This is a genomic window from Nocardia sp. NPDC058658, assembly GCF_042716665.1.
Taxonomy (GTDB): domain Bacteria; phylum Actinomycetota; class Actinomycetes; order Mycobacteriales; family Mycobacteriaceae; genus Nocardia.
In genome coordinates, this window is record NZ_JBHXRR010000001.1 from 100839 (window position 1) to 127596 (window position 26758).

Annotated in this window: 24 protein-coding genes; 8 read left to right on the forward strand and 16 right to left on the reverse strand. The window is 65.5% G+C overall.

Features of this window, described 5'->3' with window-relative positions; genetic code table 11:
- Positions 1–11: 11 nt before the first annotated feature.
- The 3 genes from ACFWUP_RS00560 to ACFWUP_RS00570 form a co-directional block, all read right to left on the reverse strand.
- Positions 12–1835, reverse strand: a complete 1824-nt coding sequence (locus ACFWUP_RS00560) for an exonuclease domain-containing protein (protein ID WP_379229512.1) — start codon at positions 1833–1835, stop codon at positions 12–14.
- Between the two features lie 104 nt (positions 1836–1939).
- A complete protein-coding gene (locus ACFWUP_RS00565) occupies positions 1940–3154 on the reverse strand; it encodes a serine hydrolase domain-containing protein (protein WP_379229513.1) in 1215 nt (404 codons plus the stop codon).
- Positions 3155–3250: 96 nt separating this feature from the next.
- Positions 3251–3724, reverse strand: coding sequence for a MarR family winged helix-turn-helix transcriptional regulator (locus ACFWUP_RS00570; protein WP_379229514.1), 474 nt, complete (start codon positions 3722–3724; stop codon positions 3251–3253).
- A 106-nt stretch (positions 3725–3830) separates the two neighbouring features.
- On the opposite strand from ACFWUP_RS00570, the gene ACFWUP_RS00575 reads away from it, so the two are divergent.
- Positions 3831–4961, forward strand: coding sequence for a GDSL-type esterase/lipase family protein (locus tag ACFWUP_RS00575; protein WP_379229515.1), 1131 nt, complete (start codon positions 3831–3833; stop codon positions 4959–4961).
- Here ACFWUP_RS00575 and ACFWUP_RS00580 read toward each other — a convergent pair.
- A complete protein-coding gene (locus ACFWUP_RS00580) occupies positions 4942–5166 on the reverse strand; it encodes a hypothetical protein (RefSeq protein WP_379229516.1) in 225 nt (74 codons plus the stop codon). The two genes, ACFWUP_RS00575 and ACFWUP_RS00580, sit on opposite strands and share 20 nt — an antisense overlap.
- A 229-nt stretch (positions 5167–5395) precedes the next feature.
- Between ACFWUP_RS00580 and ACFWUP_RS00585 the strand changes: the two genes are divergently transcribed.
- Positions 5396–6661: a hypothetical protein gene (locus tag ACFWUP_RS00585; RefSeq protein WP_379229517.1), complete on the forward strand. Its 1266-nt coding sequence runs from the start codon at positions 5396–5398 to the stop codon at positions 6659–6661.
- Between the two features lie 156 nt (positions 6662–6817).
- On the opposite strand, the gene ACFWUP_RS00590 is transcribed toward ACFWUP_RS00585, so the two are convergent.
- Together ACFWUP_RS00590 and ACFWUP_RS00595 are read right to left on the reverse strand one after the other, a co-directional pair.
- A complete protein-coding gene (locus ACFWUP_RS00590) occupies positions 6818–7564 on the reverse strand; it encodes a 3-hydroxybutyrate dehydrogenase (protein WP_379229518.1) in 747 nt (248 codons plus the stop codon).
- The gene (locus tag ACFWUP_RS00595; RefSeq protein WP_379229519.1) at positions 7564–8928 is read right to left on the reverse strand and encodes an MFS transporter; all 1365 of its coding nucleotides are present in this window, start codon (positions 8926–8928) and stop codon (positions 7564–7566) included. Before ACFWUP_RS00595 ends, ACFWUP_RS00590 begins: the two co-directional genes overlap by 1 nt.
- A gap of 99 nt (positions 8929–9027) precedes the next feature.
- Here ACFWUP_RS00595 and ACFWUP_RS00600 point away from each other — a divergent pair, with 99 nt between their 5' ends.
- Positions 9028–9999, forward strand: coding sequence for a LysR family transcriptional regulator (locus ACFWUP_RS00600; protein ID WP_379229520.1), 972 nt, complete (start codon positions 9028–9030; stop codon positions 9997–9999).
- A gap of 20 nt (positions 10000–10019) precedes the next feature.
- Entirely contained in the window at positions 10020–10637 is a 618-nt protein-coding gene (locus ACFWUP_RS00605) for a nitroreductase family protein (protein WP_379229521.1), read from the forward strand.
- Positions 10638–10723: 86 nt separating this feature from the next.
- Here the strand turns inward: ACFWUP_RS00605 and ACFWUP_RS00610 are convergent, their stop codons facing one another.
- Positions 10724–11215, reverse strand: coding sequence for an SRPBCC domain-containing protein (locus ACFWUP_RS00610; protein WP_379229522.1), 492 nt, complete (start codon positions 11213–11215; stop codon positions 10724–10726).
- 273 nt (positions 11216–11488) lie between these two features.
- Positions 11489–12253 (reverse strand): MerR family transcriptional regulator, encoded by a 765-nt coding sequence (locus ACFWUP_RS00615; protein ID WP_379229523.1) that lies wholly within the window; start codon positions 12251–12253, stop codon positions 11489–11491.
- A 410-nt stretch (positions 12254–12663) separates the two neighbouring features.
- Here ACFWUP_RS00615 and ACFWUP_RS00620 point away from each other — a divergent pair, with 410 nt between their 5' ends.
- Entirely contained in the window at positions 12664–14130 is a 1467-nt protein-coding gene (locus ACFWUP_RS00620; protein WP_379229524.1) for an amidase, read from the forward strand.
- On the opposite strand, the gene ACFWUP_RS00625 is transcribed toward ACFWUP_RS00620, so the two are convergent.
- Positions 14100–15425: a TerD family protein gene (locus ACFWUP_RS00625; RefSeq protein ID WP_379229525.1), complete on the reverse strand. Its 1326-nt coding sequence runs from the start codon at positions 15423–15425 to the stop codon at positions 14100–14102. The two genes, ACFWUP_RS00620 and ACFWUP_RS00625, sit on opposite strands and share 31 nt — an antisense overlap.
- A 76-nt stretch (positions 15426–15501) precedes the next feature.
- Positions 15502–15960 carry a hypothetical protein gene (locus tag ACFWUP_RS00630; RefSeq protein WP_379229526.1) on the reverse strand — a complete coding sequence of 153 codons (459 nt, stop codon included), beginning with the start codon at positions 15958–15960 and terminating at the stop codon, positions 15502–15504.
- Positions 15961–16150: 190 nt separating this feature from the next.
- Between ACFWUP_RS00630 and ACFWUP_RS00635 the strand changes: the two genes are divergently transcribed.
- Positions 16151–17419 carry an MFS transporter gene (locus tag ACFWUP_RS00635; protein ID WP_379229527.1) on the forward strand — a complete coding sequence of 423 codons (1269 nt, stop codon included), beginning with the start codon at positions 16151–16153 and terminating at the stop codon, positions 17417–17419.
- A gap of 93 nt (positions 17420–17512) precedes the next feature.
- Entirely contained in the window at positions 17513–18379 is an 867-nt protein-coding gene (locus ACFWUP_RS00640; protein ID WP_379229528.1) for a glucosyl-3-phosphoglycerate synthase, read from the forward strand.
- A 35-nt stretch (positions 18380–18414) separates the two neighbouring features.
- Here the strand turns inward: ACFWUP_RS00640 and ACFWUP_RS00645 are convergent, their stop codons facing one another.
- The 5 genes from ACFWUP_RS00645 to ACFWUP_RS00665 all read right to left on the reverse strand — a co-directional run bounded on the left by ACFWUP_RS00645 (position 18415) and on the right by ACFWUP_RS00665 (position 24337).
- The gene (locus ACFWUP_RS00645; RefSeq protein WP_379229529.1) at positions 18415–20250 is read right to left on the reverse strand and encodes an ATP-binding cassette domain-containing protein; all 1836 of its coding nucleotides are present in this window, start codon (positions 20248–20250) and stop codon (positions 18415–18417) included.
- A gap of 12 nt (positions 20251–20262) precedes the next feature.
- A complete protein-coding gene (locus ACFWUP_RS00650; RefSeq protein ID WP_379229530.1) occupies positions 20263–21432 on the reverse strand; it encodes a type III polyketide synthase in 1170 nt (389 codons plus the stop codon).
- 46 nt (positions 21433–21478) lie between these two features.
- Entirely contained in the window at positions 21479–22945 is a 1467-nt protein-coding gene (locus tag ACFWUP_RS00655; RefSeq protein ID WP_379229531.1) for a fatty acid desaturase, read from the reverse strand.
- A gap of 252 nt (positions 22946–23197) precedes the next feature.
- Positions 23198–24004, reverse strand: coding sequence for an LppX_LprAFG lipoprotein (locus tag ACFWUP_RS00660; protein WP_379229532.1), 807 nt, complete (start codon positions 24002–24004; stop codon positions 23198–23200).
- 210 nt (positions 24005–24214) lie between these two features.
- Positions 24215–24337: a hypothetical protein gene (locus ACFWUP_RS00665; RefSeq protein ID WP_379229533.1), complete on the reverse strand. Its 123-nt coding sequence runs from the start codon at positions 24335–24337 to the stop codon at positions 24215–24217.
- 161 nt (positions 24338–24498) lie between these two features.
- Between ACFWUP_RS00665 and ACFWUP_RS00670 the strand changes: the two genes are divergently transcribed.
- Positions 24499–24927 carry a hypothetical protein gene (locus tag ACFWUP_RS00670; protein WP_379229534.1) on the forward strand — a complete coding sequence of 143 codons (429 nt, stop codon included), beginning with the start codon at positions 24499–24501 and terminating at the stop codon, positions 24925–24927.
- 144 nt (positions 24928–25071) lie between these two features.
- Here the strand turns inward: ACFWUP_RS00670 and ACFWUP_RS00675 are convergent, their stop codons facing one another.
- Positions 25072–26637 carry a carboxylesterase/lipase family protein gene (locus tag ACFWUP_RS00675; protein WP_379229535.1) on the reverse strand — a complete coding sequence of 522 codons (1566 nt, stop codon included), beginning with the start codon at positions 26635–26637 and terminating at the stop codon, positions 25072–25074.
- Positions 26638–26758 lie beyond the last annotated feature (121 nt).

Here is a 26758-nt window from a genome sequence, read left to right on the forward strand (position 1 = left end):
CCCGGTCGGCGTCACTCGTCGACCTCGACCCCGTACCGCCTGGCCAATTCGGCGAGGTCGGTTTCGTAACCCTGGCCGACCGCGCGCAGCCGCCAATCTTCGCCGCGCAGATACAGTTCGGCGAGTAGCAGCGTGCGTTCCACGGTTGCAGCATCGAGTGTGGCGCGCACCGCTGCGCTCGATTCCGTGCCGGACGCGACGTCCAGTTCGATTGCGCCGACATCGCCGAAGGTGAGATCGGCGCCGTCGAGGGCGGCGGCGAGGACGATACGGGTGCAGTGTTCGGGCAGGTCGTCGAGGTCCACGGTGATCGACTGCTCGTTCGGACCGTCTTCGGAAAGCTTGGCGCCCTGCCGTTCTGGCTGGTTGTAGAACACGAAGTCGTCGGAGTCGTTCACTCGCTCATCGCTGCCCACCAGGAACGCGACGAGATCCACCGTCGCGGCACTGAGCTGGCTCCAGGTTGCCCGCAGAGTCCACGTGGTGCCGCCCTCGGCGATCGGCACGTCGACCACCTGGCCTCGTGACAACACTGCGGCCTCCACAGCCCGGATTTCGCCTGGACGAGGGTCGGCCGGTACGGCGGGCGCTATCGCACCGTGCTCGAGCAGTTCCGGTCCGTGGACCGCCAGCGCGAGTTCGTCGGCCTTTCGAGCACGCCGGTCTGCTTCCCCGCCTGCGAGAAGGAGTAGATCTGTCACTGTCGCCGAGAGATTTACCGCGGCCGAACCGCCGAGCTCGACGATCCGTGATCGTGCTGCCGCAGACTGGCCGTGGGTTCCGCCGAGCACCAGAATCCGCCGACCGGACAGCGGACCCGACACCTTCCGGGCGGGCGCCTTCGGCTGACGGTGTACCGGAACCTTCGGGGCCACAGTCCCTTTCACGTGCCCCGGTTCAACGGACTCCAGCAGTTCGACGAACCGGGCCTCGTCGATCACCGGCGTTCCGAACTCGAACGCCTTGCGCGCCTTGCCCGTTCCCGTAGCCGCATTGTTCGTGACCAGAACACTCGTTCGATTGCTCACCATGCTGGTGACGTCGAGTCCCGCCGCTTCCGCACGGGCGACGAGCACTTCCCGTTCGATTCGAGTCTCGCCGGTCACCGCTACCTTCATACCCTGGCGCAGACGACCGCCCATCGCCAACTTCCCGGGATACACGAAGTCGCACGGCCGTTTCGGGCCACGACGTTCGACGGGCCACCGGGACTGCATCGACCTGGCCGAATCCGGTGCACAGTCGAGCAACGGTGGTGCGATACCGAGATGGGCGGCATCGGCGACCAACGCCCGTAGGACATCGGCGAGTACCCGGGCGTCGTCGAGCGCATCATGCGCTTTCTGTTGCGGCACACCGTAGTACGTCGCCAGCGTGCCCAGCTTGTAGTCGGGTGTCGGCAACGCGATGCGCCGGGCCAGCGCCAATGTGCACAGCCGACGCTGGACCGGTAGGGCGCCGCCTGCCCGGGCGAACTCCTGGACGAGGAACCCGTAGTCGAACAGCGCGTTATGCGCCACCATCACCCGGCCGTCCAGCATCGTGGACAGCTGGTCGCGCACCTGGCCGAACTCGGGCGAACCTCGCAGTACGTCCGCTGTCAGCCCGTGGATGTGCACGGGGCCCGGATCGCACCCCGGATCGACCAGGGTGTGGAATTCCCGCAGCACCCGGCCGGTGCCGTCCAATGTCACCGCCGCGACGGACAGCACCCGATGCTGGTGCGGCCGTAACCCGGAGGTCTCGACATCGACCACGGTGTACGCGCCGAACCCGGCCGTTTGCTGCTGACTGTCGACCTGTGTCATCCCCTGCATGCGCTTCGCATCGTTCACCGCGCCCGGAATGTTGCACTCGACGACTCAGCGTTGCGGGGAATGCGGTGCGAGACTTCGACATCCGAGCTCAGGCGGGCGGTGTCGCAGGGTGGCCGAAGGAACTACTTGTCGCCCATCGCGATTCGGTAGAGGTTGTCGAGGGCGGCGTCGATGGGGTGGGGTTTCGGCTTGCGGTCGGGGCCCAGTTCGTTCCAGCGTGCGTAGTTCATCGCGACCGACATCTGGCGGGTGCCGTCGGCGCTGGTGAGCGAGATTGCCAGGGCGCCGAAGGCGCTGCCGTCGTGGCCCCAGAAGGTTTCGCCGGTCGCGGTTTGCACACGGTGCAGGCCGAGGCCGTATTCGATCTGCTTGCCGTCCAGGGCAATGACGGGCACGGTGCGCTGCATCTGCGCCAAGGATTCCGGGCTCACGATCTGTCCCGCGAGCAGTGCGCGGTAGAAGCGGTTCAGGTCCGCCGTGGTCGAGACGATGCCGGCGCCGGGCATCGTCCAGGACATGTTGTAGACGCTGTAGTCGCGTGGTGGGTCGATCATGCCGAACAGGCCTTCGTACAGTCGCGGATGCGGAGCCGACAGGGTCGGCTGGTCCGGAAACGCGGTGTTTTCGAGGTTGGCTCGGCGGATCACGTTCTCGGCGATGGAGGTCGCGAAGGGTTTTCCGGTCACCTTCTGCAGCAGTTGGGCCAGCAGGAAGTAGTTCGTGTTGGAGTACACGCCGGGGGTCGCGCCGGGCGCACCGGTGGCGGGCGCGTCAACGCCCATTCTGATCAACTCGATGGGGTCGAACTCAGTGAACTGGTGCTTGTCCAAGCTCTCCGCGGACAGTTGCGTTCCGCCGAAAAAGGCTGAGAGAGAAGGGAACGAGTAGGGCAGGTGCTCGGCCAGACCGCTGGTGTGGTTGAGCAACATGCGCACCGTGATCTCCGTGCCACGCTCGCCGGGGACCAGCTGCGGCAGGTAGTCGGCGATGGGGGTATCGAGCCCGATCCGCCCCTTTTCGACCTGCTGCATGACGGCAGCCGCGACGAACGTCTTGGTGATGCTGCCCATCCGGTGGACCAGGCCGGGCCGGATGGGCTCACCGGAGGCGACATCGGCGACGCCCGACGCACCACTCCACACCCGCTCGCCATCGCGCACTTCCATGAACACTCCGACCATCCCGGCGTCGCGAACGGCATCCAACGCGGATTGCAGCGCAGCCGGGTCGAGGCCGGATTCCGTTCGCGCAGAGTCGGTTTTGCTGGATGCGGGCTGCATCGTGCATGCGCTGATGGTCAGGACGGCGCCTACCAGTACCGCCAATGGGATCTTCACGCTCTCGGTCCTCTCGTGGTCGGCCGCTGCGGTTTCCGAGCGGCACAACCACACCCTGACAGCTGCGACTGGCGGGGCGCTTTCGGAATCCTGCGGTCAGGACCGATCAGCCAGCGCGGTAGCCGCCGGGTTCGTGGCGTCACGGATGACGCGCAGACCCGTGACCAAGCCGTCGAGTTGCTCGGGAGTCAGCTGTCCGGTGAGCCACTGCTCCAGGGCCGCAAGGTAGTCGGGCAAAACCTCCTCGAGGCGCTGCACGCCACCGTCGGTCAGGGCCGCGTAGGCGCTGCGGCGGTCGGCCGGGTCGAGTTGGCGTTCGACCAAGCCCGCACCCGCGAGCCGGTCGACCAGTCGGGTGACACCACTGGTGGACAGCTCGGTCTGGGTGGCGAGGTCCGACATCCGCAGGCGGCGGCCCGGTGAACGGCTCAGTCGCAGCAGGGCATTGAGGTCGAGGCCGGAGAGCCCGTGCGCCTTCCAGGTCGGCTCCAGCTTGGCGAGCAAACCGCTGTGCGCCTCGAACAGCAAGCCGGAGATGGTGAAGCGGGGGTCGTCGAACAGATCGGACATAACGCCAGCCTAGCCCATACTTGCCATGCGGATAGTTGACACGCGGAATACTTTCCCGTAGACCTATGTCGACGCATTATTCCGCACAGCAACTACTGGAGAGATCATGCAGAACAACACCTGGGTCGCGGGCTTCCGAACCGGCGTCATCGACCCGACCGAGCAGATCAAACTCGCCGAATCCCGCGAGTTCGGCAACGAGACCGTGCGCCAGATCCTGCACATGACAGGCGGCGGCGACGCGGTGCGCGTGCGCCTGACCAACCGGTACGGCGTCGCACCGCTGAGGATCGGCGCCGTGCGGATCGCCCGGCGCAAGGCCGGATCGGCGTTCATCGAAGACCGGGCGGTCACCTTCGGCGGCGCGGCGGCGGTCACCATCGACGCGGGCGCCGACTCGGTGAGTGATCCGATCGAATTGCCGGTCGCCGCGGGCGAAGATCTGCTGCTCAGCCTCTACCTGCCGGAATCGACCGGCCTGGCCACCTTCTCCCACCAGCCCGGCGAGATCTCCTACATCGTGGCAGGCGATCAGACCGCGGAGGTGGAACTCATCGACGCCGTGGAGGTTCCGTTCCGATTCTTCGTCACCGGAATCGACGTGCGGGTCAGCGAACAATCGCCGGTCGCGGTGGCGTTCGGTGACTCCTGGTTCGAAGGTGTCGGCACCACGCCCAGCACCAATCGCCGCTCGGTCGACGTCCTCAATACCCGACTCAGCCAGGGCTGGGTGGTCAACAGCGGCATCGCGGGCAACCGCCTCACCGCCGAGGAGATCGGCGAATCAGGGGTGCGCCGTTTCGATTCCGACGCGCTGCAGGTCCCTGGCGTCACCGACATCCTGATCAACTTCGGCATCAACGACCTCATCCTCGGCGCGATGGGCGGCCAGCCCTCCGCCACCACCGAAGAACTGATCGCCGGATTCACCGACCTGGCCGAGCGTGCCCACGCCGCCGGACTGCGCATCCACGCCGCCACCATCGGCCCCTACGCCGGCTGCGTCTTCCCCGGCATGCCCCTACTGGAAACCCAGCCGACCCGCCACGCCGTCAACGAATGGCTGCGCACCACAACCCTTTTCGACTCGATCTTCGATGTCGATCGCGCCGTGGCCGACCCCGAGCGACCCGACTACATCCGCCCCGAATTCGACAGCGGCGACGGCATGCACCTCAACGACGCGGGCGCCGCGGCGATGGCGGCGACCGTCGACGTCACTGCCCTCTTCCGCTGATCTCCGTCACCCCGATCGGGGGAACCCAAGGTTCGGGCAGCTCGTCCAGATCCGCGAGAGTGGTGTGCACGAACGCCGCGATCCGGTGGCGAGCTGCCTGGCTCAAGCGGCCGACGCGGTCCGCGGTCAACGGACTGTCCGCGATGTCGACCGAGGGGAGCTCCGCCGGGACCGCCTCCGGCCCGTTCTCCATACTCAACGTCATCTGGTCCCCCACATCATTCGAGCGGTTGGCAGGCCGCCACCGACAGCCACCAGCAAACATCTGGATTACAACATGATCAAACGTCCACAACAAGGGTCTTCGCCCGCGAACTTTGCGTAGATCAGACAATTCATCCACTATGACCGCGGGTAACGAACCGATCACCGTAGCCGACAAAGTCCTGGTTGAGGACATCAATTCGGGTCGTGCGCAGCGAGGAGTGCTGTAGGTGAGTGGAACGGCGTCGGTGAACGCTGCTGTTGGGGCGCTGATCGGCCTGACCTCAAGTTATGTGGTTCAGCGCATCGCGGGCACTGTTGAGGGAACGCAGATTTTCGGGACCGCCGCGATGACGATGGCAGTGCTTGCGGCGTTGGTCGCGATTGGCGCGGTGAGTCTGTTCAGCTGGGGTCGGGTCCGCTACCCCGTGGTTTACGGGGTCGGCCTGGCAGGGCTGGCGATCGTGGGCGCGGTCAACGCGCTCCCGGCGCCGGGTGAGTGGAACGAGTTGCCCGTCGCGCTCGGTGTCGCGGTCGGATTGTTGATGGTGCCCGTGCTGCTGACGGCGACGGTTCAGGTGTGGTTCTTCGGCGGACTCATCGCGGCGGGAGTGCTCGGGTATCAGTGGGACAACCTGCTCGGCGTGGACCACCTCCGCTACCCCGGCTCCATCGACCCACCAGTGCATACGTGGCAGGTGGCAGTGGTGGTCGTATCGGCGGCCGCCTTGTTGACGGTGATGTGGTGGCGGCGAGCCGACCACGTCGACCTCGACCTGTCCGGACGGACTGTGGCGTTCGGCGCCACGCTCGCATTGACGTCCGGATTGCTCGCACGATTGTCGATCGAGACCAGCTGGCTTCCTTTCGCAGCAGTGTTGCTGGTGCTGGCGATATTCGTGGCGGGTGTTCGGTGGTTGCCGCGGGAGTCGTTGGCGACGTTGGCCGCGCTGACTGCCGCGGCAGCCGTTCTTGTCATCGAGCCCGGACTGGATCGCGAACCGTCGACTGTCACGCTCGTTGCCGGGAGCGCCGCAGTGATCGGCGGCCTCGTGGTCGGGCTTCATCTGCGTCGAGCCGGACTCGCGGTCGGTGTGTGCGCCGGTGCGGCGTTGGTTGGCGCGCTGTCCTTCGTGTCCGACGCGAGCTGGGTTCGAATTGTCGCGGGTGCGGTGCTGCTCTTCGCGGCGGCGATGGCGGGCGGGTCCGCGCTTCCGCTCGCGCCTTCGCTGCTCGCCGGTTGGACCGTGTTGCCGGTGCTCGCGTCGTTGACCGCGCGGGAGCTGCCGACGAGTACCGATGGTGCGGTGCCGGCGTGGGTTGGCGTGACAGCGGACTCGTACGACTCCGCTTCGCCGTTCAGATTGCATGCGGAGCTCACGGCTCAGGCACCACCACATGCCTTCGAACCGCGTCCGGATCTGATCGTCCCGGGTTTGATCGCCGCCGCCCTCTGCGCAGCGTGCGCGGTCTGGCTGACCCGCCGCACCGACTGAAGACCCTCGTCCGAATCCTCTCCCCATCCGGACCGTCGACGTCAACGAATGGGTTGCAGGCGGGTCGGCACCGTTCAAACCGGTCCATTCACTCCCCTGAAGCCGACCCGCCTCCCACGACCTGAAACGCCACCGAGGCCGCCTACCCCGCTGCGTTCATCGGGCGCTCCACCCTCCGTCCATCACGTAGGAAGACCCGGTGACCATGCCCGCGTGATCGGAGGCGAGCCAACCGACCAATGCCGCAACCTCTTCCGGTTCGATCAACCGTTTGATCGCGCTCTCGGTGAGCAGCACCTTCTCGAGCACTTCCTGCTCCGGAATCCCGTGCACGGCGGCCTGATCGGCAATCTGCTTGTCCACCAACGGTGTTCGCACATAGCCGGGGCTGACACAGTTGCTGGTGACCCCGTGCGGACCGCCTTCGAGCGCGGTCACCTTCGACAGCCCTTCCAGTCCGTGTTTCGCGGTCACGTACGCGACCTTGAACTGCGACGCGCGAATCCCGTGCACCGACGAGATGTTGACGATCCGCCCGAAACCCCGCGCGTACATGTGCGGGAGTGCCGCGCGAATCAGCAGGAACGGTGCTTCGACCATCAGCGTCTGCATTGTGCGGAACCGGTGCGGCTCGAAATCCTCGATGGGACTGACGCTTTGCACGCCGGCGTTGTTGACGAGGATGTCGGTCTCCAGGCGCAACTCCGCCAGCGCGTCGACCTCGAGCAGGTCGACGCTCCATGCGTGTCCACCGATTTCGTGCGCCACCGCTTTCGCACGGTCTCCGTCGATATCGGCGACGGTGACCTCGGCCCCGCGTGCAGCGAGCTCGCGCGCACAGGCGGCGCCGATCCCGCTCGCAGCGCCGGTGACCAGCGCCTTACGCCCGGTGAGATCCGCCATCAGGCAACACCTTTCGTGGCCGAAGCATCAGCGAGGTCAACAGATTCCAGGTCGATCCCGCGAGTTTCCTTCGCGCACAACACCGCAACGATGGTGACGCTCGCGGCCACAGCCAGGTACCAGGCGATCGGCACCGAGGAACCGAACTCCGACAGCAGCTTCACCGCGATGATCGGCGCCAGCGAACCCGCCACGATCGAGGTGACCTGGTAGCCCATCGACACACCCGAGTACCGCATCCGGGTCGGGAACATCTCGGCCATGATCGCGGGCTGACCGGCGTACATGAGCCCGTGGAACACCAGTCCGATGACAATGGCGGACAAGATGATCAGGTGGTTGCCGCTGTCCATCATCGGGAAGGCGAAGAAGCCCCAGGTGGCCGCGGCGACGGCACCGGCCAGGTAGACCGGGCGGCGACCGACGCGGTCACCGAGCCTGCCTGCCAGCGGGATCACCATGATGTGCACGGCGTGGGCGATGAGCAGCCACCACAGAATGTTGGTGGTGTCGGCGTGCACGTGCACCTTGAGATAGGTGATGGAGAACGTGACGACCAGGTAGTACATGATGTTCTCGCCGAACCGCAGACCCATCGCGGTGAACACTCCTCGCGGGTACTTGCGCAGCACCTCGAACGGGCTGAACGAGGCGGCCTTGGCTTGGTCCATCGACTGCTGCGCCGCCAGGAAGATCGGGGCGTCGGTAACCTTGGTGCGCACGTAGTAGCCCACCAGCACGACCACCGCCGACAGCCAGAACGCCACGCGCCAGCCCCAACTCAGGAACGCCTCGTCCGACAGGGTCGAGGTCAGCACCAGCAGCACGACCGTGGCGAGCAGATTGCCCGCAGGCACCCCGGCCTGCGGCCAACTCGACCAGAAGGCGCGACTGCGACTCGGGCTGTGCTCGGCGACCAGCAGCACCGCACCACCCCATTCACCGCCGATCGCGAAGCCCTGGATGAAGCGCAGTGTCACCAGCATCGCCGGTGCCCAGTAACCGATTTGGGCGAAGGTGGGCAGACAGCCCATCAGGAACGTCGCCGCGCCGACGAGCACCAGGCTCACCTGCAACAACTGCTTGCGGCCGTAGCGGTCACCGAAGTAGCCGAAGACGATGCCGCCGAGCGGGCGGGCCGCGAAACCGACGGCGTAGGTGACGAAGGCGGCCAGGATCGCGTCGAGGTCGCTGGTGTCCTTGGAGAAGAACACCTTGCTGAACACCAGGGTCGCGGCGGTGCCGTAGAGGAAGAATTCGTACCATTCGACGACCGTGCCCGCCATCGACGCGGCGACGACCCGCCGCAGTCCGGTGGGGGCTTCGTCCGGGTCGGTGGGTCGGGTCGTGCTGCGCACACTCATCGCGCTACTCCTTCGATGTTCCAGGTCACATCACGCTGTAACTGTGATGCAGCCCACAAGCTGTGAGGAGAGTATTCGTGCAGATGCGTCTCGGTGACAATGGACAGTTTCGCAGCGGCAATCTGCGAAACTGCAGACGTGAGCCATTCTTCTTCGACGTCGGGGCGCAGGCCGAGCGCTGACGATTTGCTGGTGCTACTCGCCGTCGGACGGTCCGGGCGTTATGTCACCGCCGCCGAAGAATTGGGCATCAACCACACGACGATTTCGCGGCGCATAGCGGCCCTCGAACACGCCATGGGTGGGCGGGTGCTGACCCGGGTCAGCGGCGGCTGGGAGCTCACCGATCTGGGTCGCGAGGCGCTGACCGCGGCCGAAGCGGTGGAGGCGGCGGTCAGATCGCTGGGCTCGACCGCGGGTGCGCGCACGCTCGAAGGTGTGGTGCGTATTTCGGCCACCGATGGTTTCAGCGCCTACCTGGCCGCACCCTCGGCCGCCCGCGTCCAACGCAGACACCCCGGTATCGCCGTCGACATCATCGCCGCGACCCGGCGAGCATCCACCCAGCGAACCGGCCTCGACATCGAGGTGGTGGTCGGCAAACCCCAAGTCCATCGCGCCGAAGCGATCGAACTCGGCGACTACTGCCTACGCCTTTACGCCTCCCGCGACTACCTCGCCGAACACGGCACCCCCACCACCATCGCCGACCTCGCCGACTACCCCCTGGTCTACTTCATCGAATCCATCCTCCAAGTCGACGACCTGGACCTCGCCCTTGCCTTCGCCCCCGCCATGCGCCGCTCGGTCTCCTCCACCAACGTCTTCGTCCACGTGGAAGCCACCCGAGCCGCCGCGGGCATCGGCCTACTCCCCTGCTTCATGGCCGACCGCCACCCCGACCTCGTCCGCGTCCTCCCCGACGAGGTCCGCGTCCAACTCACCTACTGGCTCGTCATCCGTCCCGAAACCCTCCGCCGACCTGAGGTGGCTGCCGTCGTCGAGGCCCTACGGACAACAGTCCGCGACCTTCGCGAGGACCTACTCGGCGACCGCCGCCCGATCACCTAGAACGAAGTCTCGCCCTTGCCATGGCCTTCGCAAACTCGTGGAGCAGGCATATTCCGCACCGCATTCCGGTTGGGACAGGAGTGTTCATCCCTGCGGGTCGGCCCCGCCTCCACCCACTGCTGGCCGGGCGATTCAGTCCGCACGCGTTCGATCCCGAGGCGACAGTGGACGACGCGACGGTCGAACTGCTGCTCGAGGCGGCGCGGTGGGCGCCGTCGGCGGGGAATTCGCAGCCGTGGAGTTTCTATCCGGTCCGGCCCGGCGAGGTGGAACACAAGCGGATCGCGATGCATCTGGCACCCAGTTCAGCTCGGTGGGCGTTGGACGCCGGTCTGTTGATCGTCACGTTGACGCACAGATTCGTCGACGATTCCCGCATCCCGTACTCGGAATTCGCCGACTACGATCTCGGCCAAGCCGTCGCCCATCTGACAATCCAAGCCCAGGCCATCGGCCTCGCCTGCCACCAATTCCGCGCCTTCGACCTCGACGCCGTCACCACCGACCTCGCGCCGGACGCCGGATGGGTGGTGATGTCGATGATCGCCGTCGGAGTTCCGCTCGGTGAACCGCGCCGGGGACAGCGGCTCTCGATCGAGGACATGCGGGCGGCACCCTGGAATACCGACAGCCAGTGACGCAATCCGCGAATCCCTCTGGCCGCAGGTCTCAGCGGAACAGTCGTCACCAGCGCGGTTCCCACTCCATAGCCGTGGCGATCCAACTAGAAGTGGTTCTGGTGGCCGATGTCGAGCACGTCGCGCAGCCGCGACAACCTGCCGTGCCACATCCGTTCCATTCCGTTGCGCGCCATCTTCTGTCGGCGGTCTTCGATATCGAATCCCTTGTGCGTCAACAACAATCGAGTGCCACGCCCCTGCGACAACAATGTCCAGTCGATAACCCAGCGGGACGGCCGTTCTGCTCGCAAGTCGACCCAGCTCAGGGTCAGCTGCTCACTCGGACGGGCTGTCAGAACTTCGCAGGCGATCTCACCGACAGAGGTCGCTTGCCGCCTGGCCGCCGACGATGGCTGTGGCGGGACGGTGAAGACGAAGTGGGTTCCCACTGATGCGACGAATCCGGTTGACGGCATCAACCACCGTTGCACCACACTCGGATCGGTGAGCGCGTGCCACACGTCGGACGGCGCATGGGCAAGGAAGTTGCCGATCTCGACCGACGCAGGGTCGCGTGTCGGGTCGGATATCACCACGCCACCGCTGCCCAAGTCGTCAACCGATCACAGCGCCAGACCACCGCGCTGCAGATGTATCCCGTCCGCTGCGACACCGTCAAGGGTGGGGCTGCATTCATCGGTCAAGCCTATGCCGCAGACTCCTGTGCCCGTGGATGTTCGGGTCCTTCCCGAGAAGACCGCACCCTGCCCGGGTTTCAGGCGGCGGCCGTGGCGCGCAGGAATCATCCCCCGCACCACGCGCACGCACTACCTCAGTCGTTACTGCGCGATGTTCGGACTCCGATCCCGTTACTCCCGTGCAGTATTCGCGGCCGTGATGAACGCGATCTGCGCGGGCGACGGTCCGCAGTACTCACTTTCGATTCGGGCGGACTCCTCGGCCTGCATTCGGTACATGCTGTCGCGCAGGCCTTCGTCGCCGCCGTGGAACTCTTCCAGGAGCGCCATCCACCGCGCGGCCATTCGTTGCGCCTCGGGTGTGGTCGGGTCCATTCCGGCTGCGATCGCCGCATCGACCTGGGGGATCAGCTCAGCCCAGTCGGCTTCGGCTTTCTGAATCTGCTTCTCCCCCAACTCTTCCCGACGCTCGGCGAGCTGCGCCAGTTGATTCTCGGTGAAGTATGTCTTGATGGTGTCGTCGACCATGACGGTCCTCCTGATCAGTTCCAGGAAGTGGTCTGTGGATGTTTCCGGCTTGCTCTGCACCGTGGTGGCCAGTGCGTCGACCAAGGCGTGGAGGTCCCGGGTCGCGGCGAGCTGTGCGGCCAGATAGTCGCGATGAGCGGTGAGCACCTGCGCCATCGGCACGGCACCCTCGAGCAGGTCCGCGATCTGGTCCAGGCCCAGGCCCAGTTGACGCAGGGCCAGCACCTGGTAGAGGCGCTCGACATCGCTCGCGGTGTAGAGCCGATGGCCAGTGCTGGTCCGCTCCGCGGGATGTACCAACCCGATGCGGTCGTAATGGTGCAGCGTCCGCACCGTCAGCCCGGCCTCGTCCGCGAGTTCGCCGACCTTCCACACACGCCCGGTTTCGCGCAGGTCCATCCGTTTCATCCCACTTCCACCAGCGCACTGTGCGCCGGTGTTGTCGACGGTAGGACCTGACCTTACGTCAGGTGCAAGCCCGATTTCTGTCCGCCGAATTCGAGAATGGTGACCCCGATCCAGCACCTGCCACGGCTGTGGCGGAAGCTCGACCACGATGCTGCCGTCCGGCCTGATCGGGCGAACTTCGATCAGTCGTGGATCTATCGAATACGGCTGGCTAATTGAGACATGAATCCCGTTGCGCGAAGGTATATTTCATGCCCGGCCCCAGCGGATTCCGTGCGCTTCGATATATGTGACCTGGTGGGATCACAAAATGCCAGCGTGATGGGCCGCGCTCGAAGGCCAGGCCGGTTGGCCCAATTGTGCGAAATAGCATTTTATGGCTCCGGTAGAGCATCGATAGCGTCGGATTCATGGATTGGGACTTTCAGTCGGCGGAAGAACTCGCGACCGCTTTGCGGGCCGGTGAGGTGACATCGGTGGAATTGACCGAGGGGGCGATCGGTCGGATCGAGCGCGAGGACACGGTGATCAACGCGATCTGTGTGCCGGATTTCGAGCGTGCGCGCGACGCGGCGCTTCGGGCTGATCAGGCGCGTGCGCGCGGCGAGGATCGGCCGTTGCTCGGGATTCCGGTGACAGTCAAGGAGTCCTTCAACATGGCAGGGCTGCCTACGACCTGGGGCATGCCGCAGCATGCGAACTATGTGCCGGCCGAGGACGCGGTGCAGGTGTCGCGATTGCGGGCGGCGGGCGCGGTGGTGCTCGGTAAGACGAATGTGCCGATGATGCTGCGAGATATCCAGAGCTTCAACGAGATCTACGGCACCACCAATAATCCGTGGAATCACGCCCGCACCTCGGGTGGTTCGTCGGGTGGGTCCGCGGCGGCGCTGGCGTCGGGATTCGGCGCCCTGTCGATCGGGTCCGATCTCGCCGGTTCACTGCGCACGCCCGCGCATTTCTGCGGGGTCTACGCGCACAAGCCGACGGTCGGGTTGGCGCCGACCCGCGGCATGGTCGTGCCGACCGCGCCTGCCTTGCCGGTCGACCTCGACCTCGCCGTCGTCGGCCCGATGGCGCGCACCGCCGGTGACCTCGCGCTGCTGCTCGACGTGATGGCCGAACCGGAGCCGCTCACCCGCGGCGTCGCACTGCCACCCGCGCGCTGCGAGCGACTGTCCGACTTCCGGGTCCTGATCATCGACGACCATCCACTTATTCCGACCGGATCGGCGGTGTGGGCGGGCGTGAACCGGGTCGCCGAGGCGCTCGTCGACGAGGGCGCCCGCGTCGAGCGACAGAGCCCACTGCTGCCCGATCTCACCGAAGCGGCGACGCTCTACATGCAGCTGATGCTGTCGAACGCCGCCGCGGGTCTGCCCATCGACATCTACGAGCAGCTACAGACCGACGCCGCCACCCTGAGCGCGGACGATCGGAGTCTCGATGCGGCGCGGCTGCGTGGCATGGCGCTCAGCCACCGCGACTGGGTCGAGGCGAACAACCGCCGCGAACTCCACCGCCACTGCTGGCGGCAACTGTTCGCCGAATTCGATGCCGTGGTCTGCCCCATCACGCCCACCCCCGCCTTCCCCCACGATCACCGTGGAGCGCTGGAGACCCGGCGCATCGACATCGACGGCGTCGACTATCCGTACTTCGACCAGCTCGTCTGGGCCGGCGTGGCAACCATGCCCGGCCTGCCCGCCACCGCCATTCCCGCGGGCCGGTCGCCGGAGGGCCTGCCGGTGGGAGTGCAGCTCATCGGCCCGATGTTCGAGGACCGCACACCGTTGCTGCTGGCCGAGCTGCTCGAGCGGAAGATCGGTGGCTTCCAGGTACCGATTCAGCGCGGAGTCGGGCACTGTCCTTCGTAACGGCTCAGGCCGAGGCCGTTGGCCTTTTTGCTGCGACCGACGGGGCCGTTCTTGGCCGAGCGCACCCAGGTGCCGTTGGTATCGAGGACGGGCATGCGTTCGCTGAACGCGCGGCTGTAATGGATGGTGCCGTCGACGGTGAGGATGCCGTCACGGACGTCGATGTGGGCGACGGTGGCCCAGAAGGAACTCTTTCCGTTGCCGATGACGACGGTGATCTGGTCGGCGTCCTCACCGGGGAGACCGTCGGGGCCGGGGCGGCCGTAGCGGACTCGGACGCGGGGTTTGCCGAATTTGTCGATGGCTCCCGCACCGTTGTCCACGGATTGATACACGTTGAGGAGGAGGTCACCGTTTTCGGTGGGGCGGACGATGACTTGTTCACGGGCGGGTTGGTTGTTCACGCCGGGGCCTTGGGAGTCGCCCTGGTGGTGGATGAACGGCCATTTCGCGATGTCGCCCTGGTGGCCTTTTTCGCCGCTCAAGACCACGTAGTCGCCGGTGATCTCGTTGCGGCAGAAGAAGTAGACGTCGAGGTCGCCGACTCCGCGCTTGGTGCAGCGGCCGTAGTCGTCGTACTCCGCACCGCGGCCGTCCCATTCGAGGCCGACGGTCAGTACATAGCCGGGGTCGCCCTTACGCAGGTCGATGGTGGCGCGGCGATCGGGGGAATCTTTGGTCAGGACGACGTCGACCTTACGCAGATCGACGGACGGCGCAGGTGTCACAGCTTGCGGCGCGGGCGTAACAGCCTGCGGCGCAACTACTTCGGCGGACTCTTCTTCCGCATCGACAACAATTCCATGGTCCGTCGCGAACGCTGCCAGACCGGCGCTATATCCCTGCCCGATCGCATCGAGCCGCCATCCACTCCCCCGCCGATACAACGCGACAGCTTGCAGCACCGTCTCGGAATCCAGCCCGGGCGGCACGAAACTCACCGACTGACTCGCCCCGACGACAGAAACCCGCAGCCCGGCGATCGCGCCGAACCGAATACCCTGCGCCTCGGTACTTCCGGTGATCACGACACGATGGATATCAGATGGCAAGGCCGAAAGATCCACCGCGACAACAGCATCGGACTCCAGCTGAACCCCGGGTGCCGACGGATTGTTGAAGAAGACGAAGTCCGCGTCGGAGCGCACCTTGCCGTCTGCGGTCAGCAGCACCGCGGCAATGTCGACGGTACCGGCCGGACTGTCGAGATCCAGGCGCACCGTGTACTGCCCGTCGACGAGATCCGTCTTGGATCCTTTGACCACCTCGACCATCGTTGCCGCTCTCCCACTCATGAACCCTGCCCCTCCATCAGCCGACTGGGTGCCAGGCTACCCGCACCGTTGCCAGCCCCTCACCGCCGAGATCGGCTCACTGCGGGTATTTCTCGTTCTTACGCTGCATCTCCGACTGGCCGGCTTTGCTGAAGGCAGCGAGCTTCTTGCCAGGGAAGGCTTTGACCGCGTCGTTGTTACTCCGGAACTCCTCGCGCATCGTGTCTCTGTCCCGCTTGGTGATCCGAACGACGGCGTCGTAGAACTCGTCCTTCTTCTCACCGCACTGACCCGCACGGGTGGTGTCGTTGAGCTCGCCGGTGCCGAAGACCATTTTGCGGGCTTCCACCTCGGGGACAATGTCACCGTTGAACGTCCACATATCCATTTTCTCGACTTCGGCGTAATCACGATAGAAGGCGGCATCGTGCGCCTCGGTGCAGAAATAAGCCACCATCTGATCGGTTGTCCACGATGCGGCGTTCGCAGGGCCGGCCAGCACTGCAGGCAAAGCGGCGGTGGCGCCGAGGACACACATCAATTTGATGAGTTTCATGCTTTCACCCTCGCGCGGGCGCGCCATTTATGGGTTGATCCGCCCGTCCCAACGGCGAGTCGCGCAAACAATCAGCTACCTCGACAGCCGCATCGGGTGAAGGTATTGCCTGTCTACGCGTTGTTCGTCCGTTGTTTCGGTGCCCGCTGAGTGCTTGTGGAACGCTTGTCCGTGTCGAGAGGGGGTGCCGATGCGTGCGCGGTCTTCCTCGATGGTCGGCGAAATGCGCGGCGCTGCGTGGCGGCAGCCGGTGGTCTGGGCGGCCATGGGGTTGTTTCTGCTCAACGGGCTCGGTTATGCCGCGTTGGCGTCGCGGTTGCCGGAACTGCAAGAGCGATACGGGCTTTCGGATGCGCAGATGGGGTTCGCGCGGATCGGGTTCGTCGTCGGGCTCACTGCGACGATGTTCGTGGCGCCCCAGATCGTGCGCCGATTCGGGGCGGCGCGCGCCGCACCTGTCGCCGCGGGGTTGTATCTGGCCGGAATCGGGCTGGCGGGGATGGGGTTCGGTCTGTGGGCGACGATCGGGTGGCTGCTTGTCGCCGGGACGCTCAACGCGCTGCTGGATATCGGGCAGAACGTGCTCGCGGTTCGCCTGGAGAAGGTTCGCATGAGCGCGGTCACGGACGCGCGTGCGAACAGCTTGCTCTCGCCTCTGGAAGGGTTCCAAGCGGTCGGTGGGACTCTCGGCGCCGGCTTCGGGCTGGTGACGGCGGGACGTATTCCCTTGCTGCAGTCCTTCATCACACTCACCGCTGTCGGCATCGTCGGCACCACGGCTGTATTCGTGATCCTCCGCCGCTTCCATACAGCTACTGCGCCAACGGAAGTGGGCCACACTTTCCCACACGTGGCCCCTACGCGGGTTTCGCCGAGGGTTCGCCCGCTCGAGCGGATCCGGATGGCATATCCGCCCTCGCTGCGCTGGTTGACCGCGATGAGCTTCTCCGCGCTGCTGTTGGAGGGAATGCTCACCAACTGGCTCGCCATCCTCGCGGTGCACTCGGGCGCATCCCTGACCGCGGCCACCCTCGCCCTGACACTGTTCATCGGCTCCATCTGTCTCGGCCGGCTGGCATTCGGACCGCTGAGCCGCCATCTGGATCGGGTGTGGTCGGTGCGCATCAGTGGTCTGCTCGTCATCGTCGGGATCACCGGAATCGTGACCCACTCGACGACCGGAAGCGCGGCGCTGGCGGTGGCAGCGGTTGTCAGCGGAATCGGCTTGGCGAATCTGCACCCGTTCTGCACCGGATCGGTCGGCCACAGCGTCGACTCCGGCGGCGAGGAACAGGCACTCGGCAAGCTCAACCGAGTCGCCTACACCGGAATCGCCCTCGAAGGGGTGCTGATCGGCGCGTTGGCCGCTGTCTTCGGGCTCGCGGTGGCGATGGCCGTGGTCGGTGTGCTCGCGATTCTGTTCGTCGTCAAAGCACCGTTGTTCACCACCCATCCATAGGTTGGACCAGCGCGATCGGAGAATCATTGGGCTCGGTCACAGGATCGGCGCGCATCGGTGGCGGGTATGGGGACGGTGTCGTTGACTGGCCGGATGGACGTCCGTGAACTGACCGACCGGAAATGGGGTCGACGGGTCTCGGTGGTGGTGCCTGCGCTCGATGACGAGGACACCGTCGCCGGAGTGGTCGCCTCTGTTCGACCGTTGCTCGGCGGGCTGGTCGACGAGCTGATCGTGCTCGACGCCGGGTCCACCGACCGCACCATTGCGCGAGCGCGGGCCGCCGGGGCGGCGGTCTATACGCGCGAGGAGGCGCTGCCCGAGGTCGCCGTGCGGCCGGGAAAGGGTGAGGTGCTGTGGCGGTCGATGGCGGTGTGTACCGGTGATCTGATCGTTTTCCTCGATGCCGATCTCGTCGAACCCGATCCGCAGTTCGTGCCCACGCTGCTCGCACCGCTGCTCACCGATTCGGGCATTGCGCTGGTGAAGGGCTATTACCGCAGGCCGATGATCGAGGACGCCGACGGTGGTGGCCGAGTGACGCAGCTGGTGGCGCGGCCGCTGCTCACCGCGCTGGCGCCCGCCCTGTCGGAGATCATTCAGCCGCTCGGCGGTGAATGTGCCGCCACCCGTGGGTTTCTCGGGCAGATCTCCATCGCCAGTGGCTACGGCGCGGAGATCGGGATTCTGATGGATTGCTGGCAGCGGCGCGGCCTCGCCGCCATTGCCCAGGTGGACCTCGGAATCAGGCTGCACCGCAGTCGGCCGACGCACGAGCTCGCGGTGATGAGCCGCCAGGTCGTGGCGACGCTCCTGGACCGACTCGGCATCCGCGACTCCGGGGTCGGCCTGGTCCAGTTCCTGCCCGACGAATCAGGTTGGCGGCGAACATCTTCCGAAGTCAGCCTCGCCGACCGTCCCCCGATGCGGAACGTCACCGAGTATCGTCACATCGCCTGAAACGCCGGTCCCCCGAAAGGAACCGGCGTTACGCGTCAGACAGCGACCAGACCGAAGTCCAGCTTCACCAACTGGTCGGCGCAGTCGAAGTATCGATCGTCATGGGTGATCACGATGACCGTCTTTCCGCGCCGCTTCAGATCGGTGAGGATCTCGCGGTAGAACACCTCACGGAAGCGCGGTTCCTGGTCGGCTGCCCATTCGTCGAAGACGTAGATCTGGCGGTCTTCGAGCAGGGCCGTGAGCAGAGCCAGGCGTTTGCGCTGACCCTGCGACAGGTCGACGGTCGACAAGCGTCCGTCCTTGACCGTCACCTTGTGCGAGATCTGCAGCTCGTCGAGATACCGCTGGACTTCGGCGTCGATGCCGGGACGGTCGAAGCCCAGGTAGTCCTCGAACAGGTGGAAGTCGGTGAACACCGCCGAGGAATTCTGCCGGTACCACTCGATGTTGTCGTGGTCGATCCTCTCCCCGTTGAGCGACAACGAACCCGAGCGTGGCACATACAGACCGGTGATCAGCTTGGCGAGCGTCGACTTCCCGCTGCCGTTACCGCCGACGATGAACGTGATCTGCCCCGGTTCGAAAACCAGGTCGATCGGCCCCAGCCGGAAGCCGGCGTCCTCGGAATCGTCGAGCCCGGGCGGCGGTGCCAGTGGGCGCACATCGGCGCCACCGTGGTCGACCCACTTCTTGCCGTTCACATCCACCGCGCCGCCCTGATGCGCACCGGGATGCGCGGGGTGCGGGTGCCTGCCGTTGTGCGGCGGCATACCGGGACGCGGCGGCGGCCCACCAGGACCACCCGGCCCACCAGGATGCGACCCGGGCGGCGGCGGCACCGCGGAAGGCGCCTCCGACCGATAGACGTAACTGACGTTGCTCAGCTCCAGCTTGGCCTCCCCCACCGCCGGACGCTCCACATACGGCAGCGACTCCTCGTCGTGCAGCGTCGTCATCGACAGGTTCATCGCGCGGATCTTGTCCAGCGCCACATCACCTCGCAGCAGATCGGGGATGCGGTGCATGAAGTTCTGCATCGGCATCGCCAGGAACGTCGTGACCAGCACGTACCCGACCATCGTCTCGCGCGGCAGATTCAGTGCGGCCGCGATGCCGAACAGGATCAGCGCCATCGTGCCCAACTGCAGCGCCTGGCCGAAGCCTTGAGCGTAGGAGAACTTCGAGCCCGCGTCGGTGTTCTGATCGCGCAGTGTGCCCGCCGATCCGAGCAGGTGGCGGTCCATGAAGTCGCGGCGACGGCCACGGTGCAGCTTCAGTTCCTTGATGCCGAGGGTGACGGCCTGGAACGATCGCAGCAGCGCATCCTCGTTCTCGCGGGCTTCACGGTAGATACCGCGCACTCGCTTGAGAACCATTTCGACACAGGCGATTCCGACCAATGTGCCCGCGACGGTGATCGCGAAGATCGGTCCCGACACCACGGCGAGGAACACGAAGCAGCCGACGATGGTCGCCACATCCACGCAGATCGACGGGATAGCGGTGACGGCCTGCGACAGCGAACGCACGTCCTCGGTGAGCGTCGCCATCAGACGGTGCATACCGAGCCGTTCGAGGTGTTCCAGTGGGGCGGAGACGATTCCGGAGCTCAGGTCACTGCGCAGCCGGTAGATCGCCTCCTGCGACAGGCGGATCAGCAGCACCTGCGACAGCACACCGCTGACGAGGATCACCAGACCCGTCGCCCCGAAACGGAGCAGCAGGTTGTCGGGTTGCGGGCGGGGTGAGACGACCGCGTTGATCAGTGTGACCAGGTAGGTGTTGGCGGCGCCGCAGATCAGACCCGCGACGACGACGGCCGCGATCCTGGCCGGCGACAGCGCGGCGAGAAAACGGAGCAAATGCATGATGGACGGCTCTCAGCTGCGGATGACATCGAAGACGATGCCCTCGAGGGTGACACCGGGTGCGAACGAGAACGCCACACCGGTAGAGATCGGTGCCGTGGTCTGTGCGTCGCGGATCATCCGCTCCAGCACGAAGATCAGCGAGACACTGAGCATGTTGCCGTGCTCGGCGAGCACCGCCCAGCTCGGCGCCGCGAGCTCAGCGGGGATGCCGAGCGAGTGCGCCGACTCCTCGATGATGCGGGGACCACCGGGGTGGATCGCCCACAACTCGATATCGGACTTGTCGAGTCCGTTGCGCGCCAACACTTCCGAGACCACCGGGTCGACGCCGCGGTAGATGTAGTCGGGCAGGCTGGTCGCCAGTTCGCAGGTGATGCCCGCGTCCTTCACGCCGAGCACGATGCCGTCCTCGGCGTCGTCGAACAGGTGGCTGAAGCTGTCGCGGATCACGACGCTGCCTGGCGCGAGCGGCTGCTGCACCTGGTTGGCGCCGATCACCACCGCACCGCACCCGTCACCGAACAGGCTGTGGGTGATCACGTCGTTGACGTCGTCGTCGAAAACCGCGTTCACCGAGGACAATTCGATGCACAGCACCATCGCCTTCTTGTCCGGGTGTGCCCGGACGTAGTCGACGGCGGCGCGGATGCCGTTCATGGCCGCGGCGCAACCCATGAAGTTGATGACCATCCGACCGACCTTCGGCGACAGCCCCAGCTGCTTGACGACCGCGACGTCGACGCCGGGGGCGATGAAGCCGGTGCTGGTCACGAAGATCAGCTGGCCGATGTCCTCGGCCGGGTTCTCCAGGCCCGCGACCGCGCGCCGAGCGACGTCCACGGCGAGCGGCACCGCGTGCTCGAAGAACAGGTTCATCCGCTCCCGAATGGTGCCGGGCTTGCGGCTGAATTCGAGGAACTCCGGATCGAGCGGGTCGATCGCCAGGTGGCGGGTGTCGATCCGGGTCTTCGCGTAGATCCGCGGAATACGCTGGCGCTGAACGGGATCGGAGAACAGTTCGGCAACCCGGCCCGCGTTGACGGCCTGATCGACGACCAGCGACGGCGAGCCGGTGGCGACCGCTTCGATCACGCCCACAGTCGTCGGGGGCGTGGGAGGTAGCAGGTCGTGCCCGCGCTCGTGCTCGGGCGTGCGGAGCAGGTCAAAGGAGATAGACACGGGCACAGTTCCTTTCGAGACAGATGAGATGTGGCAGCGGGCCGGGTCAGACGGTTCCGATGCCGGAGAAGCCCTGCGCGGTGTAGACGACACAGGTCTTCAACGCTGTCGGCGCGAGGTGTTCGCGCACGATTCCCCACCGGTTCTCCTCGGCCTCACGAGAAGGCGCGAGCAGGTAGGTCCGGCACAGCTTGGGGAAACGATCTCCGAAGAAGCTCTTGGCGGGCAGCCACTCCACCCCGAACTTCGCGGCTTCCTCACGCACCACGTTCTCCGACGCGATATTGGCGAAACCGCTGCGCTGGAACGGAAGTACGTGATGGGCACGGTGTGAACTCAGGCCGGCCGACAGGAAGCAGTCGACGTACTTGTTGCCGACCACGGTCAGGTCGTAGGCCTGCTCGAGCTGGTTCACCGCCCAGTCCTCGGTCTCGACGTGCAGCTCCTCGATCGGGACCTCGAAGTCGTGGCTGGCCACCACCATGAAGGTGCTGATCCACAGCGTGATCACGAATTGCAGGCCCCAGGCCAGCAGATCGCCCGCGAACGCGAAGGCCACGAACTCGGCCACCAGCAGGAACCGCATCCCGAACGAACCGATGAAGTGCGGCAGCGCGCCACGCCAGCTGCCGTACATGTCCTTGATGCCCACCTTGCGGGTGAGCCGGCAGACGTCGAGGAGCCGAATGATCATGCCCGTCAACAGATGTCCGAACTTGTGCACCGTGTGCACCGGCACCCGATACAGGCGCGGGATCTGCATCATCATCGTGAAGACGTTCTTCTTGATGTCGACTTCACTCTGGGTGTGCGGGTGGTGCAGCAGCGCGTGGCCGTCGGCGGTGACGAAAGACAGTGCGACATAGTTCATGTCGAATGCGTTCACCGCGTACTTGTTCCAGCCCTTCTGCGCGCGATGGATCGCGTAGTGGCCGAAGCCTGCCAGCGAACTGCGCAGCAGCACCATCGCGATCACGAAGGCGGGCAACGGCATCCAGCTCGTGTCGTAGAGACGCAGCGCCTGCACGGCGATGTAGGCGAAGATCAGCACGCCGACGACGATGTTGAACGCGCGGTCCATCCGCTTCAGGCGCGCGGCCAGCTCGGGTTCCTTGAGCCGGGCCTTGACTTTGTGGAGGAGGTCGTCCTTGTTGTCGAACTTGTACTTCGGGGTGTCGTCCCAGCTGTTGAAGCCGTCCTTGAACAGGAAGTCGGGGGCGTTGTTCTTCGGATGGATGTCCTCGGGCGTGGCAGCGCGATCGAGACTGTAACGCTCGATCATCCGCGCGATTTTTTCCGGATCACGGTGGTAGGAACCGATGATCGAGGTGATGTCGCGATTTTTCGTGCGGCCGATGAAGAATTCACCGCCTGGATGCTTGGAAATCCACTCACTCAGGTCGTAGGCTCTGCCGTTATACACCCATACGTTGTTGACGGGAGGCCGACCCCCCGGGCCGGGTGGTGGCGGGAGCTCGCGCTCCGCTTCATCAGGTCGATCATCGATCGTCATTAGTTCTTCCTCCGTGTCCGATCGGCGTCCGATGCGTGTTGCCTGCCGACCAGCGTCCCGACACGTATAGTCCTTGTGGCGCCTTGCATCTCGCTGAACATTCTCTTATTGGATGCGCATTCGTGCGTTCATGATTCGTTTACCGCGAGCGACACCCAGACGACACACCGGTCCGGGGCCGTGGGAGGGCACTGCGTGCCAGGCTCCACTGACCCCGGACCGGTGTGGTTGATCCGGTACTACCGGCGAATGTCAGCCGGCGGGCTTGACGATGTTGACCGGCTTGGCCCAGTTCGACAGGCCGACGGTGACCTCGCCCTGGTCCTTCTTCACCACGGCGCGAACGAGATTCGGGCCGTCGCCGGTGGACGGCGCATCCGAGGGCTTGGTGGAATCCGATGCGGGCGGGGCGGTGTCCTGGATCCACACGGTGATCGGCATGGTGCCCGCGTTCTGACCGATGCGCGGCACGATCGGGTCGATCACGGCGGCGTCGATGGTGCCGGAGACCTTGACGGTGTTGATGCCGTCGATCACCTCACGGCCCTCGGTCTTCGCGTTCTGGATATTGGCGATCACGTTCGCGATGCCCTTGTCCTTGTCCAGGATGACGCCCGGATCGTAGACCTTCTCGGCCGGACCCGCGGGCACGTAACGGCCACCGGCCTGGGTGTACAGAGTCTTGTCCACCACAAGGAATTTCGCCTCGGTGAAGGACGCCTCCGGGGTGAGCTTGACCTTCGCGTCACCCATCGCCGCACCCGAGCCCTGGGTCTCGTTGGTGACGTCGGCGGACACCGACTCCACCGGCAGCTCGGGCAGGTTCTTGACGTCGATGTTCAGGTGCACGTTGTGCAGCGTCTGCGTGGTCTTGGCCGACTCCTTCACGATCTGGGCGCCATCAGGCAGCGCGCCGGTGGGCGCCGGGCCCGCCGTGGTGGCCGAATCGTCTTTGGTGCAGCCGGTTACGAGAGCCGCGCAGACCGCCGCCACCGCGACGACCGAAGTGATGCCGGAACGTCGCGCGAAGCGCCGACGCGAGGTGGGGTTCGGTGTCATGTCGATCAAGTTTCATCCCCTGGAGATGGTCGTATATCGCTGTGGAGGGGCAGCCGTAGCTGCCGCCGCCTGCGCCATGCCGTGCAGACCATCGGACATCTCGTGCTCCCCCGTCGGCGATAGTACCCGAGGAATTCGATTTGCGAACCCTCTGGTCGCACTATGTATTTCAGGTATCAATCGCCCGAATCGACACCCTGTTCTCCCCGTTCAGCCGACCGCGTGCACCCGCCGCCGGTGCTCATCGACCGGCGTGAAGATCTCGATCCACTCGCCGTCGGTCTCGAGCAGTGCCCTCATCGGGAGGTCGCCGACAGCGGGATACTGGATCACCTCCCCTTTGTCGCGAGCAGAACACCTCGCTCAGCCCCACCACCCAGCCGGTCAGCCGATCAAGGCCGCGCGCAGGTGTCGGAGGCTGGCCCGTCGCCCGGTGGGCGGCATGTGCGTGCGTTGTCGGCACGCCTCGCAACATCAAATCTACTATTCGACAGATGAACACCGTGCTCGAATCCGCGCCTTACACGACCGAGTGCATCGAATGTGGGTCGCTGATCGGAGTCACGATCGTCGAGGTGCTCACGGCCGGTACGCATCGATGGGACATCGAAGGTGACTGCCCCGAGTGCGGGTGCCGTTGGAACGAATGCGGCTATCTGACGCCGCTTACTGGTATGCGCACGGCAATCTTGGACGCGAACGGCCCGTCCGCTCTCGTGCTTGCTGCGGGTAGCGCCACGCCAGTGGTGGTGATGCAGGCGCTTCGCAAGGTCAGTGCGTTGTCGCTCACCGAAGCCCGCGCGATGGCCGAGGAACTCTGTGACAGGGGGCTCGAAGGAACCAGGGTCGAGATGGAGGTTCTGGCGATTGCACTGCGCGCAGCGGGTGCGATCGTCAGCATTCGGACCTCCGACGCGGTTTGAGCACTCGCTCATCGGCAGATGCGGATGTTCGAGACCGCCCGCCCGACTCCCCGGCAATGGGACCTTTGAATGGCAGAGCATTTCTGCTACTGAAGTCGGCCCCGTGAGGCTCCCCGTTGTCGTTTGCGTATCCGAGGGTATTGATCACTCGAACGAACGCCAGAACCAGGTGCGGTGTTCGGCGTCGAAGTCGACGCGCGAGATCGTATTCGGCGCCAGGGATTGCACATACTTGGTCGTACCATCGAACTTCGGCCAGGGCGGGGAACCGACAGCGTTGGGATCGCCGGTGTGGGCGAAGCGGGACCAGTAGGCGATCATCTGATCGGACAGATCCCGCGATACTTCGGGCAGCGGTTGCGAGTACGCAACATCGAACAGGTACGGCAGCTCGGCGATATGGTAGGCGCCGACGTCGAAGCTCGGACTGGGAAGCTGCTGACCGGTGGCCGAAGCGAACCATGGCGCGTCGCGGTCGGCGAATTCGTACGCGTAGGTCGGGGTGTGGTGGGCCAATGCTGCGAAGGTGTCGCCAGCCGGGCGAGCCCAGGCGTAGTCGGTCATCGAATCGCCCAAGGCCGCAGAGCAGTTGTCTCCGTCGCACGGATATTGCGCCGCTACTCGGTCGGCTCGGTCGCCGAACAATTGGGTGAGCTGTTCGCGGTACTCCTGCAAGGTGAGAGGGTGACCGTTCTGCAGCTCGATCGCGAACGCTCGGAACCGCTCCTCATCCTTGTTGATCCCCAACAGGACCGGCACCCGCGCGAATTTTCCGTCGACAAACGCGTGCTCCGCGCCATCGACAACGGAGGCGAACCGCTCCTCTGCGGTCACCTCGAGCAACTCGGCAACGTCCTTGTGCCGCAGGCAGTTCAGCGCACCGGCCGTTGCCGGACAGCCCATCCGGTCGGCTATCGCGAAGCCCTGCCGCCGCGCTGCCTGCCGATCGCGTGGTTGTTCGGGTCCACTTCCCGCCGGCTCGGGACTGCCCGGCCGCAGGTTGAGGCAGGGACTGCTCTGCATGATCGCCCGGTGAAACAACCCGGCGGACTCGTCGGAGGCCAGGTGCGCGCAGGTCGCGTAGCCGCCGCCGGACTGACCGAAGAGTGTGACATTGCCGGGATCGCCTCCGAAGGCAGCGATGTTGTCGCGCACCCACCGCAGTGCCGCGCGCTGGTCCTGCATCCCGTAGTCCCCGGAGAGTCCGTCCGAGTGCGCCAGGTAGCCGAGCACCCCTAGCCGGTAGTTCAGAGTGACAACAACGGCATCGCCCTGGGTGGCGAGTCGTGTCGCGTCGTAGGTGCTTCCGGTTCCGAAGATGTTGTCGCCGCCGTGTATGTAGACAAGAACCGGTGACCGTTGTGCGGCCGTCGGCGCCGTGACGTTCAAGTAGAGGCAATCCTCGTTCTCGCTCGCGACGCTGAGTGGGTTCTGCGGAACCTGTGGGCACGCGGGCCCTGGAACAGCGGCGTCGCGGATGCCCGACCACCCCGGCACCGGCCGCGGCGAGGCCCAACGGAAGTCGCCGGTCGGCGCAGCGGCGTACGGGATCCCTTGAAACACACGGTGTTCGGTGGCGACGCTGCCACGCACCGCCCCGGATTCCACCTGCACCACAGCCGCGTCGACCGATTCGGCTTCGGTGCCACACGCCACGGTCAGTGCCGCCGCCCCTGCGATGATCAGCCCGAAAATCGTTGCGTTCTTCATGCGCCCGACACTATGGGCGCCGGCCCGATCAGCCTTCCCCCACAAGTCTCATGACGACCCGATACCCCAGTACTACGCACTGGCCAACGAATTTTCTCGCGGCACCATCGGCCAGCCAGAG